The following is a 19,851-nucleotide window of genomic DNA, read 5'->3' on the forward strand; positions in this document are numbered from 1 at the left end:
ATGAAGAAATCTATCTATCTTATTTTACTTTTAATTGGATTTACCTTATCCGGAAATGCCCAGAGCCTGAGCATTTCGGATCTGTGGAACTATATAGGTCAATCGAGTAATCTAAAAGTTAAGAAACTGAATAAAGAAGTTCAGGCAGCCCAATTGAATGTAAGGAGGTCTGAGCGATTTCCAGTAATTTATGGCGACGCCAATTTGCAGAGGAATCTAATTATTCCAACGACGCCGGTTCCTGCAATTGCCTTTGACCCCAATGCAGAGGAAGGTGCTATATTACCATTGAAATTTTCTACAAAATGGAATTCCAAAGCTGGTTTACAATTGGAATGGAACCTTTTCGATCCTAATAGGAAGAGCCAACAACAGGAGGACCTGATCGCTTTAGAGAAAGCCAAGGTGGAAGAATCTTTAGCAGAGCAGGATTGGAAGATTAATTCTACCCTGGCCTATGCTTCGATTGTTTTAGCAACCGAACAATATCAATTTGCCCTTAAAGATTCCGCTCTATTTGAAGAGATCAACAACATCAATAAGGAAAGATTTTTGGCAGGTAGAGGAAGTTCTGAAGATTACAGTCTTTCACAGCAAGAAGTACAAAGAAAAAAGATCTTGATGCATGAATCATGGTCAATTTTAAAAGAGGCAAATTTAGAATTAGGCAGGTATTATCCGCTAGATTCCATTAGGGTGCTGAGCAACAATATGGAAGAAATATTAATGGAGTTGGGTGCTTTTGAAAAAAAGATCTATGACCAACAGCTGGTTGAGCTTGACCAGCAATTATCCATGGTCCAATTAAAGGGAATAAAGCGACAGGTTCTACCCAGCCTGTCATTTAACGCTTATTATGGGGCTCAGTATTTCAGTAATTCCTTTAATATTATTGACAAAAGCAATTGGTATGGCTATAGTTATGCAAATCTAGGTTTGAGAATTCCAATTTCAGCATATTTTAGTAATAGCAACGCGATAAAGAAAGCTGAACTCAGTGAAAAAGTTTATATACAACAATTGGAAGACCTTCAATTGAATGATGAAATCGACAAAAAACAAAAACAGGAAAAAATCATTTTTTCAAAACAAAAGATTGAAAGTCTAAATAGAATCAAGGACCTAGCATTACAAAACAAAGAAGAAAAGTTGGCCGCCTATCAGGCGGGCAGAATACTATTAATTGACTTCAATAAAGCCAATAGTGATTACCTAAAATCATGTCAGGACATTTGGCAAGCTAAATATGATCTTTTGAAAATAATTTTGGAACAATAAGTCAACATTAAAAGCTTCAATAAAATTCAGCAATTATTTTATTATCAACATTTTATTTCTATTTTTAAGTGAACGGCCCTTCTTATAGCGGTCTATCAAACCATTATTAATTTAAGAAAGCCATGAGTACAATTATTAGTATAGTTATCATCGCTATAGTCATTATTGTTCTTATAGTGAGCTGGATTACTGGTAAGTCAACTGCGAGTCGGCCTGAATTTTCCGAAAATGATTATCCCCAAATAAATAATGACAAAGGTATCCTAGTTGAAGGCCCAATTTACAATGAGGTCCAGGCAGCCTGCATGGATTTTTGTGAGATGATCAACGAAATGGAATACCATGTCATCATCAAACTTATTCGGATTGACCCCAATACATGCTTGCTTCTGTTCCCTTATGAAATTGATTTCAAACATTATTGTTATCTATTAAATTATCTAGAATACCCTTTGTACCTTCAATATAATGCTAAGGTTACGGGTTGGTTGACCTCTAAAAAAATGGACCTTTGGATAGATAACCGATCCGCCAATAAGAGAATAATGGTATACAATTCTGCCAACAAAAACAATGCAGACACCGTATATTTTACGACTATGGATCAAATTGGATATGTCGTTGAATTTAATTCGAATGAAAAAGCCAAAGAGATGCCAAGCCCAATAAGACGCTTCGAATCTTGCAAGCGATGTGTTGAAGATTTAAATATGATAAAAGGAGAACTGATTGTTTCAAAAACATAATCTACTGAATGACAAATTGTACAATACCTTTGAATGTCAGATTGTCAGCAGACTTAAAAATAAAATAAATAGCAATGGATTAAGATGTTTTTATTGGCATTCAACAAGAAAATGTTAAAAATAGTTAAACGAAATGTTAATTTCCATTTCGGCACAGACATTGAATATATCTAATCAAATTTCATAATTTAGGTTAATAATTGGTTAGTTAAAACTCCTTAGGTTCCCCGCCTAAGGAGTTTTTTTATGTTGTGAATCAATCTTATTCAAGATTTCTTATTTTTACGTAAGATGAAATGGTTCATACCAACATCTAATCACAGGAATTACCACATTAAACTTCCTATAAAGACATGGCAAAGATGACCAAACAAGAAATTCTTGAGGAATTAAAGTCCTTAGGATCTGAAAAACTGATAGCTCAGAATAAAAAAAGAGGTGCAGGCGATAATCAATACGGTGTGAAAATGGGCGATGTTCGTAAGATAGCTACTAAGATTAAAAAGGATCAAGAACTTGGACTTGAGCTATGGGAGACCAACAACATGGAAGCACGATGTGTAGCCATCCTTATTCTTGACCCTAAAAAATTAAGTAATGCACAATTGACGGCGATGGTTTCATCAGAGAAATTCACAAATGTTATTGATTGGCTTTATAGTTACCTGGTTAAAGACAGTTTAGATAAGCAAACTTTAAGATTAGAGTGGGAAAAAGCTGATAATGTCATGTTGCAGCGACTAGCATGGAGTTTGATTTCCGGAAATATAGCGAGGAATCCTGAATTGGAGGACAGCCCAAAATTATTGGATTATATTGAAAAACATATGCTCGAAGCAAAACCTGAAATACAATGGACCATGAACAGTACCTTAGCTCAAATTGGCATAAAGCAACCTCAATATAGGGACCGTGCTCTTGCAATCGGACATAAATTAGGTGTTTACAAGGACTATCCAGTATCTAAGGGCTGTACCTCTCCTTTTGCGCCAATTTGGATCGACTATTTTGTAAGCAGAGAAAAGCAATAAGAAAGGTTATTAATTTAAATTTAACAATAGGTTTATATCAAATCGAAATGAGGTGGTTGGAAATGCTAATTTTCAACCACCTTATTTATTTTATTAAATAAATAGAAATTATTTTTATATTTACGTTAATTACACTTTTTTTCTAGCTGTTACCAATTTTTTAATAACTAAGGTATGACATTAATAACCAATCGCTTTGCTATTTATTTATTAATAATTCCGCTCTCCATTTTCTTCATTAGTTTACATTCTTGCGGACCAAGTGAAATCGAACCTGAACCAAAGCCAGCTCCAAAACCGGAACCCGAACCAGAGCCAGAGCCTGAACCTGTTGAAAAACCCAAAGCTATTTTATATAAATTCACTTCTGAAAAAAATGAAGATTTCATAGAATTCCTTAAGGGCTTTGTGGTAAAGGACCTAAGCGAGGCAGATATCAAATTGCATTTCGGGAACCGTGTGACCTATTTCAAGCCAGATTCCATCCTGATCAAAGAAGACTCCATGTTTGTGCATAAATCAAAAATGCCCATGGAATCCTATCAGATAAAATGGACAGAGCAAACTCTTCAAATCCATGAATCCAAAAACAATAGTTGGAAAAATTGGGCAACAAGGAATGCTGATTCAACCCTAACCCTTAAAATTAGCTTTTTCAAAAAAAACGCCAATAATAAGAACCGAGCTCAGCTAAGTATTGGTCAACAATATGAAATGCCCGATAACCGACATTTACTTGATTCAGAGCCCTTGAATAATTCCAGACTAATCTGGTTAAAGAAGAATTATGTATTTACCCCTGAAAAGAAATAAAATGAGAACTGGATTAATAACTGTTTTGCTTTATATATTAACCTTGGGTCTCCTATCGGCTCAGGAACCAAGAAATTCTTCGACTTACTTTGGTAAAAATCCGGAAGGCTTATTTCTAGGCGCCGTACTTAGTAAGAAATCGATCAATACAGAGAAGCATGAATTCAAGGATATCAAAACCAATCAAAAGATTACCCCCATTTCAACCTCGTTTAAATATGAGTTTCCTGAAATAGTACCTAACAAGGAAAACATGTACAAGGTAATTTCTGATGAATTGAAGGCAAAAGGTGCTCCAACAGGAAATGCAGGAATTGCGAGTTATTCATTCTACTCTATTCGAAACCTCGAAGACCTATATACTAATTTTGGCCAAAAAATGGACCTTGGAAAATGGTTTGGATTAGACGTCAATAACAAAATGCCAAAATCCAATATTCTTGTGGAATATGAGATTCCCTTATTTGATATGTTTATAGATCCAGGGGGCGATGGAATCAAGAATTATTTAGAGGAATTGGCTAAATTAAAAGACGATGACCTGATCTATGTTATAAGTATCACTTGGGGAAGGAAGGCGTTGATCTTTGTTCAATCTGATTTTGATGAAAACAGCTTAAAAGTTGCATTGAATAGGTATATTAAAGATGAAGCATTGACAGAAGAGCAAAAGATAATTATAGAAACTGCCACTTTCTCCTATAATATTTTTGAAGATGTCCCTTTAGAATTGAACAACCCCGATCCCATAAAAACTATATTAAAATATTTATTAGAACCGATTACTACAGATAATTACGGAAGTATCATCCATTTTATGGCTATTGAAATGGACGGAGGCACATATTTGAACGGTTTTTAAGAATGCGAATGATCAAATTCCACTTTTTTGATTACAGGAATTCCAAATAAGCCCAAGGATAAATAGACATTCAAAGAATCTGGATGTACATTTTGAATTCTTATGCCTTCTGAGAGCCCTATTCTTTTATGGAATCCGTTTTCGAATTCCGCTTTTACTACTTTTGGTGTCATTCCTTCCTCTGGAAACCAAATTTTATTTATCTTACATTTTACCTTATAGGTCGAAACTTCGGTTTCGGATGAGCAAAACATATAATTTAGACCTAGAAAAATAAAAGTCAGGTAGGATCCAGTAAGGATTATACTATAGAATATGCTTTCTAATTTTCCAACATTACGCAATAGGTCATTTTTTCGGATCAACCAATAGAAAACCATTCCAAAAAGGAAAAAGAAAAAAATTACCCTAAGGGAAATTAGTGTTTTTTCGAACAGAAAATAATTCAGAATATTTAAGATAAACACGGAAAGAAACAACTTATCAAGCAAAGTGAATGTTCTTTTTTTGAACTGCATAACCAAAAGGGATTCTTTTTTTAACAGAACAAATATATTAAATTCTATTAAGAATAGTTCATTCACAACAACGAAACAACTATATAAAAAAAGCTTTTATATTTTATTTCAAAAATAATTTAGAAATTTCAAAGATTTAAAATTTCTTATTATGAATATATTATATATATTTGAAGAATAACTGAAGTTATCAGACCAACCAAAAATTCTAATTATTTGAAATAAGGAAATTAACAAATGAACAAAATTATTATATGGTGATCGTCTTATTCTTCAGCTTTATTATTTTTTTCTCAAGTGCTGCTATCTATGCCAATTGGTATATCACAGGAGATTATCGAATGATGCATTATTTATACCGCATATGGATTTCTGCTTTAGCATTAATATCCATTTATCTCATGTATATTTATCCGTTTTTTAATTTTATTCATTAAGGGCTTTTATTCAACCCTCTTTTGTTTTAAGGATTTGAAGTCTGTCAATTCAATTCCTAAATGATGGATTTTGGTTTTAATCCTAGAATCTAGCAAGATTTTGGTTACCTCACTCCTATCTTCACGAACATTTCTATAACCTTCATGGCCTACATTTTCCATTTCACTGACATCAAGGCCAGGATGTTCCACAAACAAGTATACTTTATCTTCCTTTAATTCATCAAGCGCCTTCAAAAAAGCTTGAATTTTTTCTTCTACATTAGCTTTGCTTTTCAGGTCTAAATCTGGGAACATTAAGAATTCATAATCCATATCCTGAGGTAGATTGTACTCCTTAGAAAGCCTGATCAACATTTCCTTAACCTCCTTATCCCAATTACCACAACCCATATGTGTGGATATATGTGAAATTCGCGGTAACAATTTCTTCGCCATTTCAATTTGGGCCCTGAACTCTGCTTCAATATCCGCCAATTTCCATTGGTGCTCCTGAATGGATGCCATCGGTACCTTTTTATTTGGGTAGATGAAAGAGAAAAAATTGCCATAATCATCAACCAAACTTTTCGCCGATGTCAAAGGTCGCCATTTACAATTCTCCCATTCACTGGTAATCATCAAATGCACTCCAACATCTAAATTTGGATTTTCCTTTAACATCTTCACAGCCTCAGGTGCCCAGGGACAATTTACCATCAGTTCTACTGAAGTTGTTATGCCTTTTTGATAGGTTTCAATAATGGCAAGATTTGTCGCATTAAACGAACCGATATCATCGGATCTGATGATGAGTTTTGGAGCTTTTTGACCAAACAATGGAGCAAATACCGAAGTAAGCAAAATTAAGGCAATCAATTTTCGGAATAAGGGGTTTTTGGACATAATCAGTGCTGTATTAGGAAATGGTTATTGATTTATAAACCAAGAGCTTAAGGCTTGGATGTAATAAATTTAAAAAAATATGCTAAGAAGTGGAAGTAATAAAACCAACATTATCTGAATAAAAAAACAAAGCAATTTCTTTTATCGAACTGTTATTCACCAACTTACTCAACGCAATATTGAAATAGTAATATATTTATGAAATATACTGTAACATTTTTTTCAAAATCATATCTAAAGGAAAACAAAAACAATTAGTTATGAACTTGAAAAACATTTTACTAGCCGCTATCGCCTTTGTAGCATTGGTATCAACAGCAGACGCTCAAACCAAAGAAAATAGTTTCCAAATAGAAAAGATTGGAAATGGAAAGGAAAACATCCTATTTATCCCGGGTTTTGCATCATCTGGAGAGGTTTGGAAAGAAACGATTGATGCCCTTGGGAATGATTACACTTATTATGTATTAACCATGGCAGGCTTTGCTTCTGTGCCTGCGCAAACAGACCCAAGCTTTAAAGGTTGGCGAAATGATATTATTGAATATATTAAAAGCGAAAAAATTCTAAATCCAATTATCATCGGTCATAGTATGGGCGGAGTGATGGCCATGGACATTGCAGCTACAGAACCGACTTTAATCAACAAGATTGTGGTAGTTGATGCGGTTCCTTGCTTGGCTGCATTGAGTGACCCAAATTATAAATCAAAACCTAATATTGATTGTTCTGCAATTGTCAATCAGATGAATTCAATTACTGATGAACAGTTTAAAGCAATGCAAAAACAAGTAATGACAGGTATGGTTCAAGATACAAGTAAACAACAAATAATTTTGGATTGGACCATGAAATCTGACCGATCAACATTTGGAAAGATGTTTTGCGATTTCAGCAACACCGATTTGAGGGAAGAGATAAAATCGATTCAATGTCCTACCTTGATTTTGCTTGAAAGTAGCTTCAAACAAATCAAACCCGCAATAGAGCAACAATATGTCAACTTGAGATCTGCTGATTTTAGGTATGCTGAGAACAGTTTACACTTTATCATGTATGATGCTAAAGATTGGTATTTACAACAAGTTCAAAACTTTCTAAAGTAATGGATTTCAACAAATTATACGAGGAATATTGGGACAAAATCTATCGATTGTGCATGGGTTACATCAATGACCAAGACCAAGCAAAGGATTTAGCCCAAGAAACTTTTATTACAGTTTGGAAAAAGCTTTCAACGTTTAGGAATGAGGCCAGTATAGGAACCTGGATATTCAGGATAGCAACCAATACCTGTTTAAGCCAGATCAAGAAAAACGAAAAAATTTCGAAGGTGGAAACATTCCTTCCTGAGGAGGACAATGCGGATCATGAATTGGATGAAGAGATAAAATTATTATATCAATTCATTTCTGAACTTCCGGAGTTGGATAGAATCATTATTTCTTTGGAATTGGAAGGGATCAAACAACAGGAGATATCAAAAATTGTTGGATTATCTGACAGCAATATTAGGGTCAAAATCCATAGGATAAAAGAAAGATTAAATATAAAATTTAAAAATCATGGAAAATAACGAGTTAAATCTATCTCACATTTGGAAGAAGCAACCCGCTATCTCTCCAGATTTAAGAGAACTAAAACAACGCCTTTCAAAATATAGAAAGAATTCTCTGAAGAAGAAATGGACCTCAAATATCACATTGGGTCTAACCGTTATCTTTATTCTTTCAATCTGGTTTTTATATGATGCTAGCACTATTTATCCAAAAATTGGAATGTCATTTATTATTCTGGCGATTTCCCTTTCCTTAATAAAGTTCAATCTATTTTATAAATCCATTTTTGAGTTAAACAAAGATCAGGACAATAAGGCTTATTTAAATTCCTTACTTAATATCCAGGAGAAACAAAGGAATATAGAAAGCCGTTTTATGAATGTTTATTTTTCACTGCTTATCATTGGTATCTTGATTTACCTTTATGAATTCTGTTTAAGGATGAGCTACGGAATGGCTATTATTACTTATGCCTTAACCTTGGGTTGGCTATTATTTGTTTGGCTCTATTTAAAACCACGGATCGTAAAAAAGCAAAATAGAGAATTACAGGGATACATCGATTCCATTCATAAAATCATAGAATCAGAAAATGATTAACAAAAAAAGCCCTATAAATATTCTATAGGGCTTTTTCTGTATTGTTCATTTTATTTTCTTCCAAATAGTCTTGAGAAGAAACCTCTTTTCTGTTGGGCTGAATAACCATAGCCATAACCGTAGCCATAACCACCATATCCATATCCACCATAACCATAAGGGTTATTTCCGAATTTCACCCCATTTAATAGGATGGCCATATTGGTCAATGCTGAAGAATCATAGATTTTCTGAACATCAGGCAATTGTCTTCTATCCATCTTACCAGCACGAACAACGAATATGGTCACATCGGTAATCCTATTCACGATATCAGCGTCTGCAACGATTCCCAATGGAACATTATCAACGATAATATAGTCATAACGTTCTTTTAGTTCAGCGATCAATTGATCCAAACGCTCACTTAATAATAGCTCAACTGGATTCGGCGCTATCACACCAATCGGAACGATGTCTATCTCGGCATCTGTTCTATCTTTATAGATGATTTCATCTACCGTAACAGAACTATCAGAAAGGTAATGCGTAACACCAATTGGCATAGGGAATTTTGTGATGTTACTTAAAGTACCCTTTCTAAGGTCTAAGTCGATTAAAACGACTTTCTTTTTCAAGAAGGTCATGCTCACTCCTAAATTAATAACGGAGAAGGTTTTACCGGCACCTACATTGAATGAAGTAAATGTTACGACCTTTTGTTTTTTATCACCAGAAGACATAAAGCTTAGGTTCGTTCTGAAAATCCTGAATGCTTCTGTCACCTCATCAACGCCTTGTTCTTTGATAACGATATCACTCTTGGCATTTTTCATCTCTGTTGAGAAAGGAATCTCGGCCAAGAAAGGAACACTTACTACATCTTCAATATCCTTACGGTTTCTAACCTTGGTATTCAATAAAAGCATCAACAACAATATGGCTGCTGGAACTGCAATACCAATGGCTACACCAATGGCAACTTTTTTGAATTTGCTAGGATAGAAAGGAGCATTAGAACCCGATGCAGAGTCAATAACACGGATGTTATCATCCGTCATAGCTCTATTGATCGCGTTTTCTTCACGTTTGTTCAACAAGAAAATATAAAGCTCTTCAATTACCTTTTGCTGACGTTCAGCAGACAACATAATTCGTTGTTTTGAAGGAAGGCTTCTCGCTTTTCCGATCGCTGCATTCTCTTCTTCCCTCATGTTATTCATTCTGATCCTAAAACCAGAAATTACGTTATCAATAGCACGGGCGATATTTTGTCTTACCTGAGAAAGTGCACTGTTCAGATCTTGAACAATTGGGTTTTCTGAGCTGTTTCCACTCATCAAACGGTTTCTTCTCAATAACAACGTATTATATTCAGAGATGATGTCCTCGATATTATTATCTACCAATCCAGTGTTACTTGGAATAAGATCATCCACTCGGCTAGGATCACTTAACCTTTGGCGCATGATCTCTACCAATTTCAATTGCGTTTCTAACTCTTTACTTGAGCTTTGGTAAGTTCTAGATTCGGTCCAATAAGCCTCACCTGCAGATTTAACATCCAACCCTTGGTTTTGGGTTTTCATGCCTTCCAAGCTAGATTCCACTGAACTTAGTTCCTTTTCAATGATTACAATCCTGTCATTGATGAAATCAGCCGTATTATTAGCGACTGTCTTTTTATCTTCAATGGTCATTTGATTGTACACCTCAATCAACTTAGTGATCATGTCTTCTGCACGCAATGGAGAAGTATCTTCCATAGTCATCTGAAGGATTTCTACATCTTCCATTTGAACGATATTAAGATTTCCCAAAAAGTAACCTACCATAGATTCGATAGGGCTTTTGGTAATCGTAATATCCTCAGAAAGATTTACACGATATGCTTTATCAGAATTGGCTGAAATGATTACATTTCCAACTGGTGTTTTGGCTTCTGAATTAAGTTTTACTGTTACTGTTTTATCTGGGTCAGAGTTTGAAAATGAAGATAGTTCAACCTGATTGTTTCCTTTATATTTCAGATTAAATGAAAACCCAGCATGTGGAGGAACATTTGTAAAACGAACAATAAACGGTGAAGTTTTATAGAGTTCCACTGACCTCAGTCCATCTTTCCTAGAATAGCTTACATCCGCATTCAAGAGACTAATGGTATTACGCATTAACTCTTGCGATCTAAGCTGAAGGATTTCAGAGTTAACATTTACAAAATTGTAAAAGTTATTAGGTCTGGTGATCCTAGAGGCACTCATGGAGTTCGTGGCTGTCTTTATCATTACAGTTTGATCCTTTTTATATAAAAATGGAGTCTTACTGTATTGGTAATAAAAATATCCACCAAAGATCAATATCGATAACAAGAACCATTTCCAGTTCCCCAAAAGATATCGCAAGATATCTAATACATAAAGAGATTGATCTTGTTTACCTTTTCCTTGAAAAGGCTTATTTATTGAATGATTAACCATTAATTTGTTAGTTTCTATTAAATAATGCTATAAGGCTCACACCAAGGGTCAACATACCGGTAGCAAAACCAATGTATCTCCATGTTAAGTCTTCTCTAGGAGTAGGAACGGCAGATCTAGGTTTTACATAGACGATATCATTTTGTTTCAAATAATAAACTGGAGAGTCGAATAGATTAACATCTTCAATATTACTTGTATACATTTTTCTGTAGCCGTTTTCTTCTCTGATGACCGTAATGGCTTCGGTTAAAGCATTTGTGGTTAGACCACCGCTACGAGTAATTGCTTCTAGAATAGAAATCTGACCATCAGGAACATTCAGGATACCTACAGCACCAACTTCACCCATCATCATGATTTTAATGTTCAGCAGTTCTACTCTAACTAAAGGAGAATTGATTAAATTTTCTTTAACCAACCTGTCCGTAATAAAACTCTTAAGTTCCTCGGCAGTTTTACCTTCTGCTTTGATGACACCAAGAACTGGAAAGTCGATATTTCCGTTTTTATCCACTAAATATCCTTTTTCAGTTGGAACTCCTGTAGCTGAGGTTGTAATTTCACCTTTATCACCTACATTATAAATTCCACCATCAGGGTTGAATGGTGCTGCCAATTCAGGAGTCTTTGAACTGATAATAATGCTCAATCTATCATACTTCTGAATCTTTAAGGTTGGAATCTCCTGCATAGGATATTCAGAACCTGGAACCATATTTTCAAGGTAAGTTACCTTTTTAGAAACAACGCATGAACTAAGTCCAAACAAAGTCAATGCAAACAGGCTGATAATTAATCTATTCATTTTCAAGTTTATTTACTTTTTTAATTTCATTTAAGCATAGTATAGCTGCCTCCTGGTTTGGGAGACAATTTAATTGTCCAACATTAGTTCGTTGGATAATGTTTTCAAGGATGGTAACCATGGAAGAAAAAATATTTGCATTCCATCTGATTGCGGTAAAGCTTGGCAACAGAGCCAATAGGGATTCAACACCTTTGCTTTTCCATTCCATTTGGTTTTCTTTTGCTTGTGTCAGTCTAATAATTGACATTAATTTTCGCTTTTTATTAATGTAACAAGCTGTTTTTCCACTCCAAGGAGTTCCATAAATAAATACTTCATCACCCACGATTCTTACTGCTGGGTTATCATCATTCAATAGTTGAAAACCATCATTGGTACTTATCCATAACCTACTGTGTGTACTTTTCCCAGTTCCGCTTTTTCCTAAGAAGGAAACAGCATATTCTCCATTCTCGACTACAGAGGAATGTATCAATGCTGTATTATTTGAAAGAACTCGCTGACCAAATGCAACCATAATGAGCCAGCTTAAAATATTTGAGTCATACAACTCTTGTTTTTTTATGTGAATTTTCGAGAATCGGAAGTCTTTATCACTTATCATTCTCCAAATTTCAGTGTCTTTAGCATTTCCATTTTCCACAGAGGTGACATACTTTTGTTCTGTTTCTTCAAATTTGAACCTATCGCCCCAGATAATGGAAACATCACTTAGAAGTTTGGCATTTGTGAGGTCAATGTCAGTGGGTTCCAAAACAATTTCAACGTGTACAATGGCCTCTGCGTTTTGATCAAATGGAACCTCAAAATCAATAAATGAAGATAAACTACTTTGAATATCAATTGAATCATCATATACGATCCTAATCAAATTCTCAGCAACTAAATAGTCCACTGTTTTCATTATTTCCTTCAAAAAATTTTTTATTACTGCATATAAACCGATTGACTACATTTTTCGGCCAATTTTAAGTCGTGTGTTACAAAAATTACAATCTTGTTCTTCGCTGCACTCATCAATCTCTCTATTAATAGTTCTGATGTTTTATGATCTAAAGCCGATGTTACTTCATCAAATAACCAAATGCTGTTTTCCTTCATTAATGCCCTTGCCAGTGCAATACGCTGAGCCTGCCCTTCGGAAAGACCATACCCGGATTCTCCAACTACCGTATCCAAACCATCAGGAAGGTCATAAACAAATTCGGAACAACTCAGGTACAAGACTTCATATATCTTTTCAGGATTAACATTTTCAGTATCAGTCAGGATATTTTCCTTAATGGTACCTGAAAACAGTTTATCTCCTTGCGGTACATAAGCTATATTTACACGGTGATTATGATTAATTGCATATGTTTTTAGCCCTGTTTCCACATAAATTTCACCTTTGTTAGGTTGGATTACAGCTAACAACAACCTAATCAGCGTTGTTTTTCCTTTGCCACTTGAACCAATGATGGCTGTTGGCTCGCCTTTTTTCACTTTCAGGTTAAAATCATCGATCACCAAATTATCTTCATATTTAAAGCTTAAGTTTTTGATGATCAATTCATATGGGTCTTTGATAAATTCAGGGGTATATTCTTCTTCAACTTCTGTTTTATAAACCTCTTCCACCCTTTCAGCTGCTGTTCTAAATTTTATAAAAACAGGAATAAAACTCATAAGGAGCAATAATGGCCCTTGGATCCTTCCAACTAATTGAAGGAAAGCGGTCATCATTCCAAATGTAATTTCATCAGTTCTCAATTTATAAACTCCCCAGACAAAAGTCAGTAGGAAACCGATATTGATAAGTAACTTCAAAGAACTCTGTGAAATTGTTGAAAAATTCAACAATTTCAGTTTTAAATCATATATGTTAGCTTGGCTCTCTTCAACTTTCTGCCATCTGAAATTCTGAAGTCCCAAAGCTCTGAGAACCATTCTGAATCTCAGGTTTTCTTGTACCACTTTACCTAAATTTGATTCTGCTTTTTTCAAAGATCTATTGATAAATCTTAGTTTCTTGAAATAAATTTTGGTAAAAATGAACAATGGTGAAATTGCCAAAATCAATAATGCAAGCATTGGGTCCATGGACCAAAGCAATGCAAACGAAGCAAGTAATTTGATCACTGTAATCAGAAAGGAAATAAATGAGAAACCAATCATCTGCACGATTTCATTGGCGTCATTATTTATTCTTATCTGCATGTCTCCAGTGTGCCAATTCTTAATTACTTTCCATCTTGACAACATCTGGATCTTGATCAGTTTATTTTGAACTTCAATGAGCATTTTTGCTCTTGTCCTTTCATTGATCCAAGATCCCCAAGCTTTAACAATAAGTCCAAGAACGATAAATAATACGGTTAATATTAGCGCTTTATCAACGGAAGCTTTATCACCGCTTATTGCAAAATCAATTGCATGTTTCGACCATACAACAAAATATAACGAGCAGGCAATTCCAATTAACTCAAGGATGAAAAAAACTATCAGTTCATTTTTATGACCTTTTGCTTGTTCCCAAGCCCATTTTAGCTGATATGTAATTCCTGCTAACAATACCTTATATTTTGAACCTTGAATAAAATTGCATAATTGGAAACCAGATTGCTTCTGAAGGTGTTACCTTAACATATTTCAAAAAGCTTTTCCATATCCTACTTTTCTTATTCGCTCGTCCGCCATTCAAATTGATTTCTTTATCTACAAAATTTGCATTATGAAACCCAAAATTCCCTGACACCAAAATATCTTCCATCATCCAATCCGCGTCTAAATTTGCTGTCAGTTTATAAGGCAGATTAGATTCTTCTAAACCCAAATATTTAACTAACAAGAGGTGCAACATATCTATCCAATTCTTTATCCCCAATGAGGAATAAATTTCTTTTAAATTACTTGTCCTCAACTCTTGATTATAATGTGCATAAATCCTTGCAGAGTCACATAATTGACGTATTCCGATACCATAGGAAAGCAAATGCTTTAGGATATGGGAATTAGCTTGGATAATTGTTTCTAATGCAGACGGTAATTGTATTTTAGTGTTTTCAATATTTAAAGTTGTGAAGTTATTGACCTCCTCCAGTCGGATTTTCTCCAGTTTATTTTGAACGAATGGATTATGGATATCAAACATATTGCGATGATGTTCGACTTCAAATCCTTCAAAATTGTACTCGGAACTAAATCCGGGCATAGAATTGATCTCTAACCCTTTTTCGTTAATAATATTAAATGCTTTCGTATAAGTGTTTTTGTCTTCAAAAAATAGATCTATATCACCACATACCCTTCTTGCAGGATTGTCATAGCATTTTGCAAGGCCTTGACCTTTCAACAATATGCTGTTTACTTGATGTTCCTGGAACAGAGAATGTAATTTGATGATGATCTCATTCATTCTTTCATTCCTTTGCGCATGCTTTTCAACTCTCACCGCCCAGTTCAACAACAAAATTTTACTAGGTTGGTATTTTGGCTCTAATTTTTGAATACCGTCAAATACGATACATTCTACGGTTTGATTTATACTAATTTTATAGATTTCTTCCCATTCTCGGTTAGTTAAAGGAAAAAACTCTGTATCTAAATTAGCATTTTTCCACAATCCAGATTTAAGTAATAAAAAAAATATATTAATAATCCTGTTATTTAGCATTACTTTAATCTCTGATTAAACCTCCTTTTATAAAGGTCTGGATAAGCTTTTTGGCATCTTTTACCGCCACATCCTCATTCACTTCATAATTTTCCAACAAAATATCGGAAACAGTTTCTTCAGTAAATTCTTTACCTTGTAACTCTTCCCATAAAAATGCAGCAGTCTCGTTTAGTGTAAAAACTTTGGACATATCAATCATTTCCTGACCTGGGTCAATAATGATATAGTCATTTCCTAACTTCCGAAGCTGCAAATCAGTTCTCAATTTCATTTTTCAACTATTAAATTTACTTATGAGGTATCTAAATGGCCTTAAATAGTACCACAACATCCCTAACTTCTTTTTATACCAAGAATTAACATTAAGCTCTTTACGATCTCTAAAGCCGTTCATTACGATTGCTAACACATCATCTTTAAGGATGAATTCCTTTTGATAGAGATTTCCATCGCCTGCAAGGACTAGTTTACCATCTTTAATTCCAACGAATCGATGTAAAACAATTTTTCCTTCATGTTTGGCTAAAAGAATGTCACCTATATTAACATTATTATTAATGGGTTGTTTGATTGTAACTTGATCTGCATGCCTTAAAAAGGGCAACATACTGTTTCCTGAAACATTAAATTTCACGGTTTTTCCAAGGTTAAGATCTTCTTGGATTAAATTGAAAAATAATTGATTAGGAACCTTATGGCTCTTTGCATTCATGTTTTCGTCCATTAATCAATATTTTTTAGGTTAAATAATGATAATTTAGCAAGAAAGAATAAGAACAACGAAAGAATCGCAAGAAAATTTGTTGAACGTCAATAAAAATCATCTTCTACGATTTTGCGCTAAATTAGGTATTGGCAATATTAGGCTAAAATCTTATTATATATTTGTAAACATTTATCTACCATTTTTTGTCGCGTAAAATGCTCAAAATAGCGTTTTCTCGCTCCATCCGATAGATTTTTGTAGACATCTTCGTTGGTCAGGATTGTAGTGAATGAATCCGCTAAAGAACGTTCATCTTCTATTTCTACGGTCAATCCCGAAACACCATTTTGATTTACCCAGCTTACGCCAGATTCAGGGATTCTGGTTGAAACAATAGGTTTTCCATATCCCATTGCCTCGATTTGAACAATAGCAAATGCTTCAGTCTTTAATATGGAGCTTAAACAAAACAAATCACAGGCTTGATAATATCCAACCACTTCTTCATCAGTCATAAATCCTAGTAATTTCACCTTGGATCCTAATCCATTTTCAGAGATCAAAGCATCTAATTCTTCCTTCAGTGGTCCTTTGCCACCGATTACAATTTGATAACTATCGTCCAGGAATTTGGCAGATTTTATTAGGTACTCATAGCCTTTGTATTCAACCAGCCGACCCAATGAAAAAATTATCTTCTTATTCGGATATTCCCTTTTAATATCTTCAAGCAATGGAGATATTTCAGGATCAACATCCACACCAATGGGAATAAAATCCACTTTTGATTGAACCTGCTTTAGAAACTTGGACTGCTCAACGTAAATTGGGGTGGTTCCTACAATTATATCAGCTCTCCTGATCAACCAATCCTGAAAGGGCTTGTACAGCCTCAATAAAGTCTTCTGCTTTAGGATATCACTATGCCAATGGAGAACAACCTTGCCTTTATAATTCGATAAAAACAAAGCCAAAGTTGCCATGGGATCAGGGTGATGTACATGAATGACATCATAGTTCCTACATATCTTGCGGAGTTTGCTGATCATTTTAGGGGCTAATTTGGTCGCTGCAGCATTAATTTGAGTCGGAACGACAAATAGTGTTGCAAACTTATTTAGATGTATTGTAGCCTCTGGATGATCTTCTGTGGAAGCACAAAGCATATCGCAATGAACACCTTGATTTGATAAACCAAGCATCAAATCGTATTCAACCTTTTCAACACCGCCTCGGATCGGATAAAACTTACCTAATTGTAGAACTTTCATATGATAAACTGTACGTCGGTTATTTTAGTAAAATATTAAATAATTCATCCCAATTGTCAGCTTTTGGTTCATCAAGTGGAACAACCGGTTTTGGTTTTAGTGAAGAATAATCTCCTTTTATTAATTGAGCCATTAAATCAGCCAATTCCTTTGGTTTATCCGGATTAAAAAAGGCCGTCAATTTACTTCCTTCTGCGGTTTCATGTGCATAAGGTAAATCAGCCAAAAGCATAGGTCTATCATATTTCTTAAATTCTGAAATTGGCAGGCCCCAAGATTCAACTTTTGAAGGATAGATAAGACAGTCGGTCATTCCATAGAGTTCAAGCAATTTCGCTTTTGGAATAAAACCTAAAAACTCAATATTATTTACACTTCCCCATTTATTTTTCAGCCAATTGGCATATTTATTCTCATTACCTTTTACAGTGATAGTAGCCTTAAAATTATTTAAACCATAATCTGACTTTAATATTCTCGCTGCTTCACAGATAACTTCAAAATTCTTATGACTATTTGGAGAACCTGCAAATAAAAAGTTATAATTGGAATTTCGCTCTTGATCAATGACCTCCACTGCATTGTCAACAATTTTCGGTCTAGTGACAATAATTTTTTTAGGATCAATATGAAACATTTTGCTTAGCCCTCTCCTAAACCATTCTTGCTGAACAACTAAATACTCATTTTTATGGATATTGGTCTTATAGATAAGTTTGGTGAAGATTGCGAACATGGCAATTTTAGGGGCAAAAAACAAATCGTGCATTTTCCATTTGTAGAAGGAAAATGAATTATGACAGTATACCGCTCTCCTATTGGCAATTACGGAAGGGCTCGTATCATGTAAAGCAAACCATAATTCAACCGGACCTATTTCTTTGGAAATCTTTTTTAAAGAGACATATTCATACCAAAGCCTATTAACCCATCTTTTCTTTGGCCATTGTGTCTCTATATATTCAATGTTGGGAAAATCAGTTAATTCTCTTTTATATACAATAGCTACAACACGGTAACCATTCTTCACTGCATAGTCTGACAAAAACCTCAAGCAATCCTGAAGGATAGCCAAAGTACCGGCTTCAACTAAATTTACGGCAGATATTACAATAGTTTTCATTGGCGTCTATTCAAGGCATCATTAAACAATTGAATCCATTTTTTCATAACTGCTGCTTCTGAAAAATCTCCAGACATTTCAAATGCATGCTGTCCCATCGTATCTCTTAATTCTGGATCACGTATCAACTCTAATATTTTATTTGCCATACCTGCTTTATCCTCTTCTTCTAACAAGTATCCGTTTTTACCATCCTGGATAATGTCACGTGGCCCACATTTGCATGCATATGATATCATAGGCAATCCGGACGCCTGCCCCTCTAGCAAGGCCATTGGTAAACCTTCATACCTTGAAGTCATGGCTATCATTGAGCTATCCAAGTATTGTTGGTCTATATTTCTTACTGGTTCTTGAAGAATTAAAGTCTTTTCGAGTCCCAGCTTATTGATTTGATTCTGTAAGTTTTCCTTTTCTGGTCCTTTTCCAAAGATATTCAGCTTCCAATCTGGCTCTTGTTGATGAACTATTTTCCAAACATCCACTAGATCCTCAAATCTTTTTTGATAATCATAGCGTCCGACAGCAATAACATGTTTCGAAGTTAAATTACTACGTTGCGAAACTGGAAAGCTATTGGCATTTGGGATTACAATGATATTTGGAAGATCGCCCCAATAGGATTTATCTTCTTCTGTAAGGACGACGAATTTATCATATTTCTGAACGGTCTTTAGGTCTTTTTTACTTCTATAGCTATCAATAATCTTCCAAATTCCTTTCCGACCATATTGCAATCTTTTAAATCTTGAAAAATGTATTTCAACAATCTTCTTACTTCCATCTTTTATCTCAGGCAATAGGTCTACTTCATGATCGAACAGGGAAACACAGATTTCAGGTTGAATTGCTAACAGTTGTTCTGTTAGCAATTTTTTATGCAATGCCTGTTTTTTGGGGTAATCAAAAAGCTTTTTAAGAAGACCAGAACTATTATTTTCTGTATAATTTATGCCTAAATCTATTTGCTTTATTGATTCATCCAAATCAAAATAAGGTTTTCGATTTTTCTGATCAGTAGTAATGATGCTGATATCGTGTCCAAGTTTAGCAAGATAATTGGTTTTATTAGCCAATACTCGCTCCATACCTCCTGA

At 34.5% G+C, this 19,851-nt stretch carries 19 protein-coding genes; 8 read left to right on the forward strand and 11 right to left on the reverse strand.

The genetic code is table 11. The features are described 5' to 3' along the window. The 5 genes from NLF99_RS07050 (at position 1) to NLF99_RS07070 (ending at position 4,730) form a co-directional block, all read left to right on the forward strand. Complete coding sequence (locus NLF99_RS07050; protein ID WP_254527382.1) at positions 1-1,278, forward strand: TolC family protein; 1,278 nt, start codon at positions 1-3, stop codon at positions 1,276-1,278. Between the two features lie 122 nt (positions 1,279-1,400). Next, the gene (locus NLF99_RS07055; protein WP_254527383.1) at positions 1,401-2,024 is read left to right on the forward strand and encodes a hypothetical protein; all 624 of its coding nucleotides are present in this window, start codon (positions 1,401-1,403) and stop codon (positions 2,022-2,024) included. Between the two features lie 362 nt (positions 2,025-2,386). Then, positions 2,387-3,055 carry a DNA alkylation repair protein gene (locus tag NLF99_RS07060; RefSeq protein WP_254527384.1) on the forward strand — a complete coding sequence of 223 codons (669 nt, stop codon included), beginning with the start codon at positions 2,387-2,389 and terminating at the stop codon, positions 3,053-3,055. Positions 3,056-3,229: 174 nt separating this feature from the next. After that, the gene (locus NLF99_RS07065) at positions 3,230-3,868 is read left to right on the forward strand and encodes a hypothetical protein (RefSeq protein WP_254527385.1); all 639 of its coding nucleotides are present in this window, start codon (positions 3,230-3,232) and stop codon (positions 3,866-3,868) included. Between the two features lies 1 nt (position 3,869). Next, the gene (locus NLF99_RS07070) at positions 3,870-4,730 is read left to right on the forward strand and encodes a hypothetical protein (protein ID WP_254527386.1); all 861 of its coding nucleotides are present in this window, start codon (positions 3,870-3,872) and stop codon (positions 4,728-4,730) included. A 961-nt stretch (positions 4,731-5,691) separates the two neighbouring features. Here NLF99_RS07070 and NLF99_RS07075 read toward each other — a convergent pair. Then, on the reverse strand, positions 5,692-6,570 hold the full coding sequence (locus NLF99_RS07075) for a ChbG/HpnK family deacetylase (RefSeq protein WP_254527387.1): 879 nt from the start codon (positions 6,568-6,570) through the stop codon (positions 5,692-5,694). Between the two features lie 260 nt (positions 6,571-6,830). Here NLF99_RS07075 and NLF99_RS07080 point away from each other — a divergent pair, with 260 nt between their 5' ends. Genes NLF99_RS07080 through NLF99_RS07090 form a run of 3 tightly spaced genes read left to right on the forward strand, consistent with a single transcriptional unit; the run spans position 6,831 to position 8,729 of the window. After that, on the forward strand, positions 6,831-7,676 hold the full coding sequence (locus tag NLF99_RS07080; protein WP_254527388.1) for an alpha/beta fold hydrolase: 846 nt from the start codon (positions 6,831-6,833) through the stop codon (positions 7,674-7,676). Continuing rightward, a complete protein-coding gene (locus NLF99_RS07085) occupies positions 7,676-8,146 on the forward strand; it encodes an RNA polymerase sigma factor (protein ID WP_254527389.1) in 471 nt (156 codons plus the stop codon). Before NLF99_RS07080 ends, NLF99_RS07085 begins: the two co-directional genes overlap by 1 nt. After that, on the forward strand, positions 8,136-8,729 hold the full coding sequence (locus tag NLF99_RS07090; RefSeq protein WP_254527390.1) for a hypothetical protein: 594 nt from the start codon (positions 8,136-8,138) through the stop codon (positions 8,727-8,729). The genes NLF99_RS07085 and NLF99_RS07090 overlap by 11 nt, the downstream gene beginning before the upstream one ends. Positions 8,730-8,779: 50 nt before the next feature. Here NLF99_RS07090 and NLF99_RS07095 read toward each other — a convergent pair whose 3' ends face one another. From NLF99_RS07095 to NLF99_RS07140, 10 genes are all read right to left on the reverse strand, one after another. Beyond that, on the reverse strand, positions 8,780-11,185 hold the full coding sequence (locus NLF99_RS07095; RefSeq protein ID WP_254527391.1) for a GumC family protein: 2,406 nt from the start codon (positions 11,183-11,185) through the stop codon (positions 8,780-8,782). Positions 11,186-11,192: 7 nt separating this feature from the next. Next, positions 11,193-11,993: a polysaccharide biosynthesis/export family protein gene (locus tag NLF99_RS07100; RefSeq protein WP_185212390.1), complete on the reverse strand. Its 801-nt coding sequence runs from the start codon at positions 11,991-11,993 to the stop codon at positions 11,193-11,195. Next, positions 11,986-12,900, reverse strand: a complete 915-nt coding sequence (locus NLF99_RS07105) for a hypothetical protein (RefSeq protein WP_185216604.1) — start codon at positions 12,898-12,900, stop codon at positions 11,986-11,988. The genes NLF99_RS07100 and NLF99_RS07105 overlap by 8 nt, the downstream gene beginning before the upstream one ends. Positions 12,901-12,923: 23 nt before the next feature. Beyond that, the gene (locus NLF99_RS07110; RefSeq protein WP_254527392.1) at positions 12,924-14,549 is read right to left on the reverse strand and encodes an ABC transporter ATP-binding protein; all 1,626 of its coding nucleotides are present in this window, start codon (positions 14,547-14,549) and stop codon (positions 12,924-12,926) included. Between the two features lie 4 nt (positions 14,550-14,553). Next, on the reverse strand, positions 14,554-15,600 hold the full coding sequence (locus NLF99_RS07115) for a nucleotidyltransferase family protein (protein WP_185216608.1): 1,047 nt from the start codon (positions 15,598-15,600) through the stop codon (positions 14,554-14,556). A 55-nt stretch (positions 15,601-15,655) separates the two neighbouring features. Next, positions 15,656-15,925, reverse strand: coding sequence for a PqqD family protein (locus NLF99_RS07120; RefSeq protein WP_185212398.1), 270 nt, complete (start codon positions 15,923-15,925; stop codon positions 15,656-15,658). 3 nt (positions 15,926-15,928) lie between these two features. Further along, positions 15,929-16,378: a S24 family peptidase gene (locus tag NLF99_RS07125; RefSeq protein ID WP_254527393.1), complete on the reverse strand. Its 450-nt coding sequence runs from the start codon at positions 16,376-16,378 to the stop codon at positions 15,929-15,931. A gap of 137 nt (positions 16,379-16,515) precedes the next feature. After that, positions 16,516-17,631 carry a glycosyltransferase gene (locus NLF99_RS07130; RefSeq protein ID WP_254527394.1) on the reverse strand — a complete coding sequence of 372 codons (1,116 nt, stop codon included), beginning with the start codon at positions 17,629-17,631 and terminating at the stop codon, positions 16,516-16,518. A gap of 19 nt (positions 17,632-17,650) precedes the next feature. Then, positions 17,651-18,754, reverse strand: coding sequence for a glycosyltransferase family 1 protein (locus tag NLF99_RS07135; protein ID WP_254527395.1), 1,104 nt, complete (start codon positions 18,752-18,754; stop codon positions 17,651-17,653). Then, entirely contained in the window at positions 18,751-19,842 is a 1,092-nt protein-coding gene (locus NLF99_RS07140) for a glycosyltransferase family 4 protein (RefSeq protein WP_254527396.1), read from the reverse strand. The genes NLF99_RS07135 and NLF99_RS07140 overlap by 4 nt, the downstream gene beginning before the upstream one ends. Positions 19,843-19,851 lie beyond the last annotated feature (9 nt).

Origin of the sequence: Sphingobacterium sp. LZ11T8, assembly GCF_024261425.1 — a bacterium.
Taxonomy (GTDB): domain Bacteria; phylum Bacteroidota; class Bacteroidia; order Sphingobacteriales; family Sphingobacteriaceae; genus Sphingobacterium.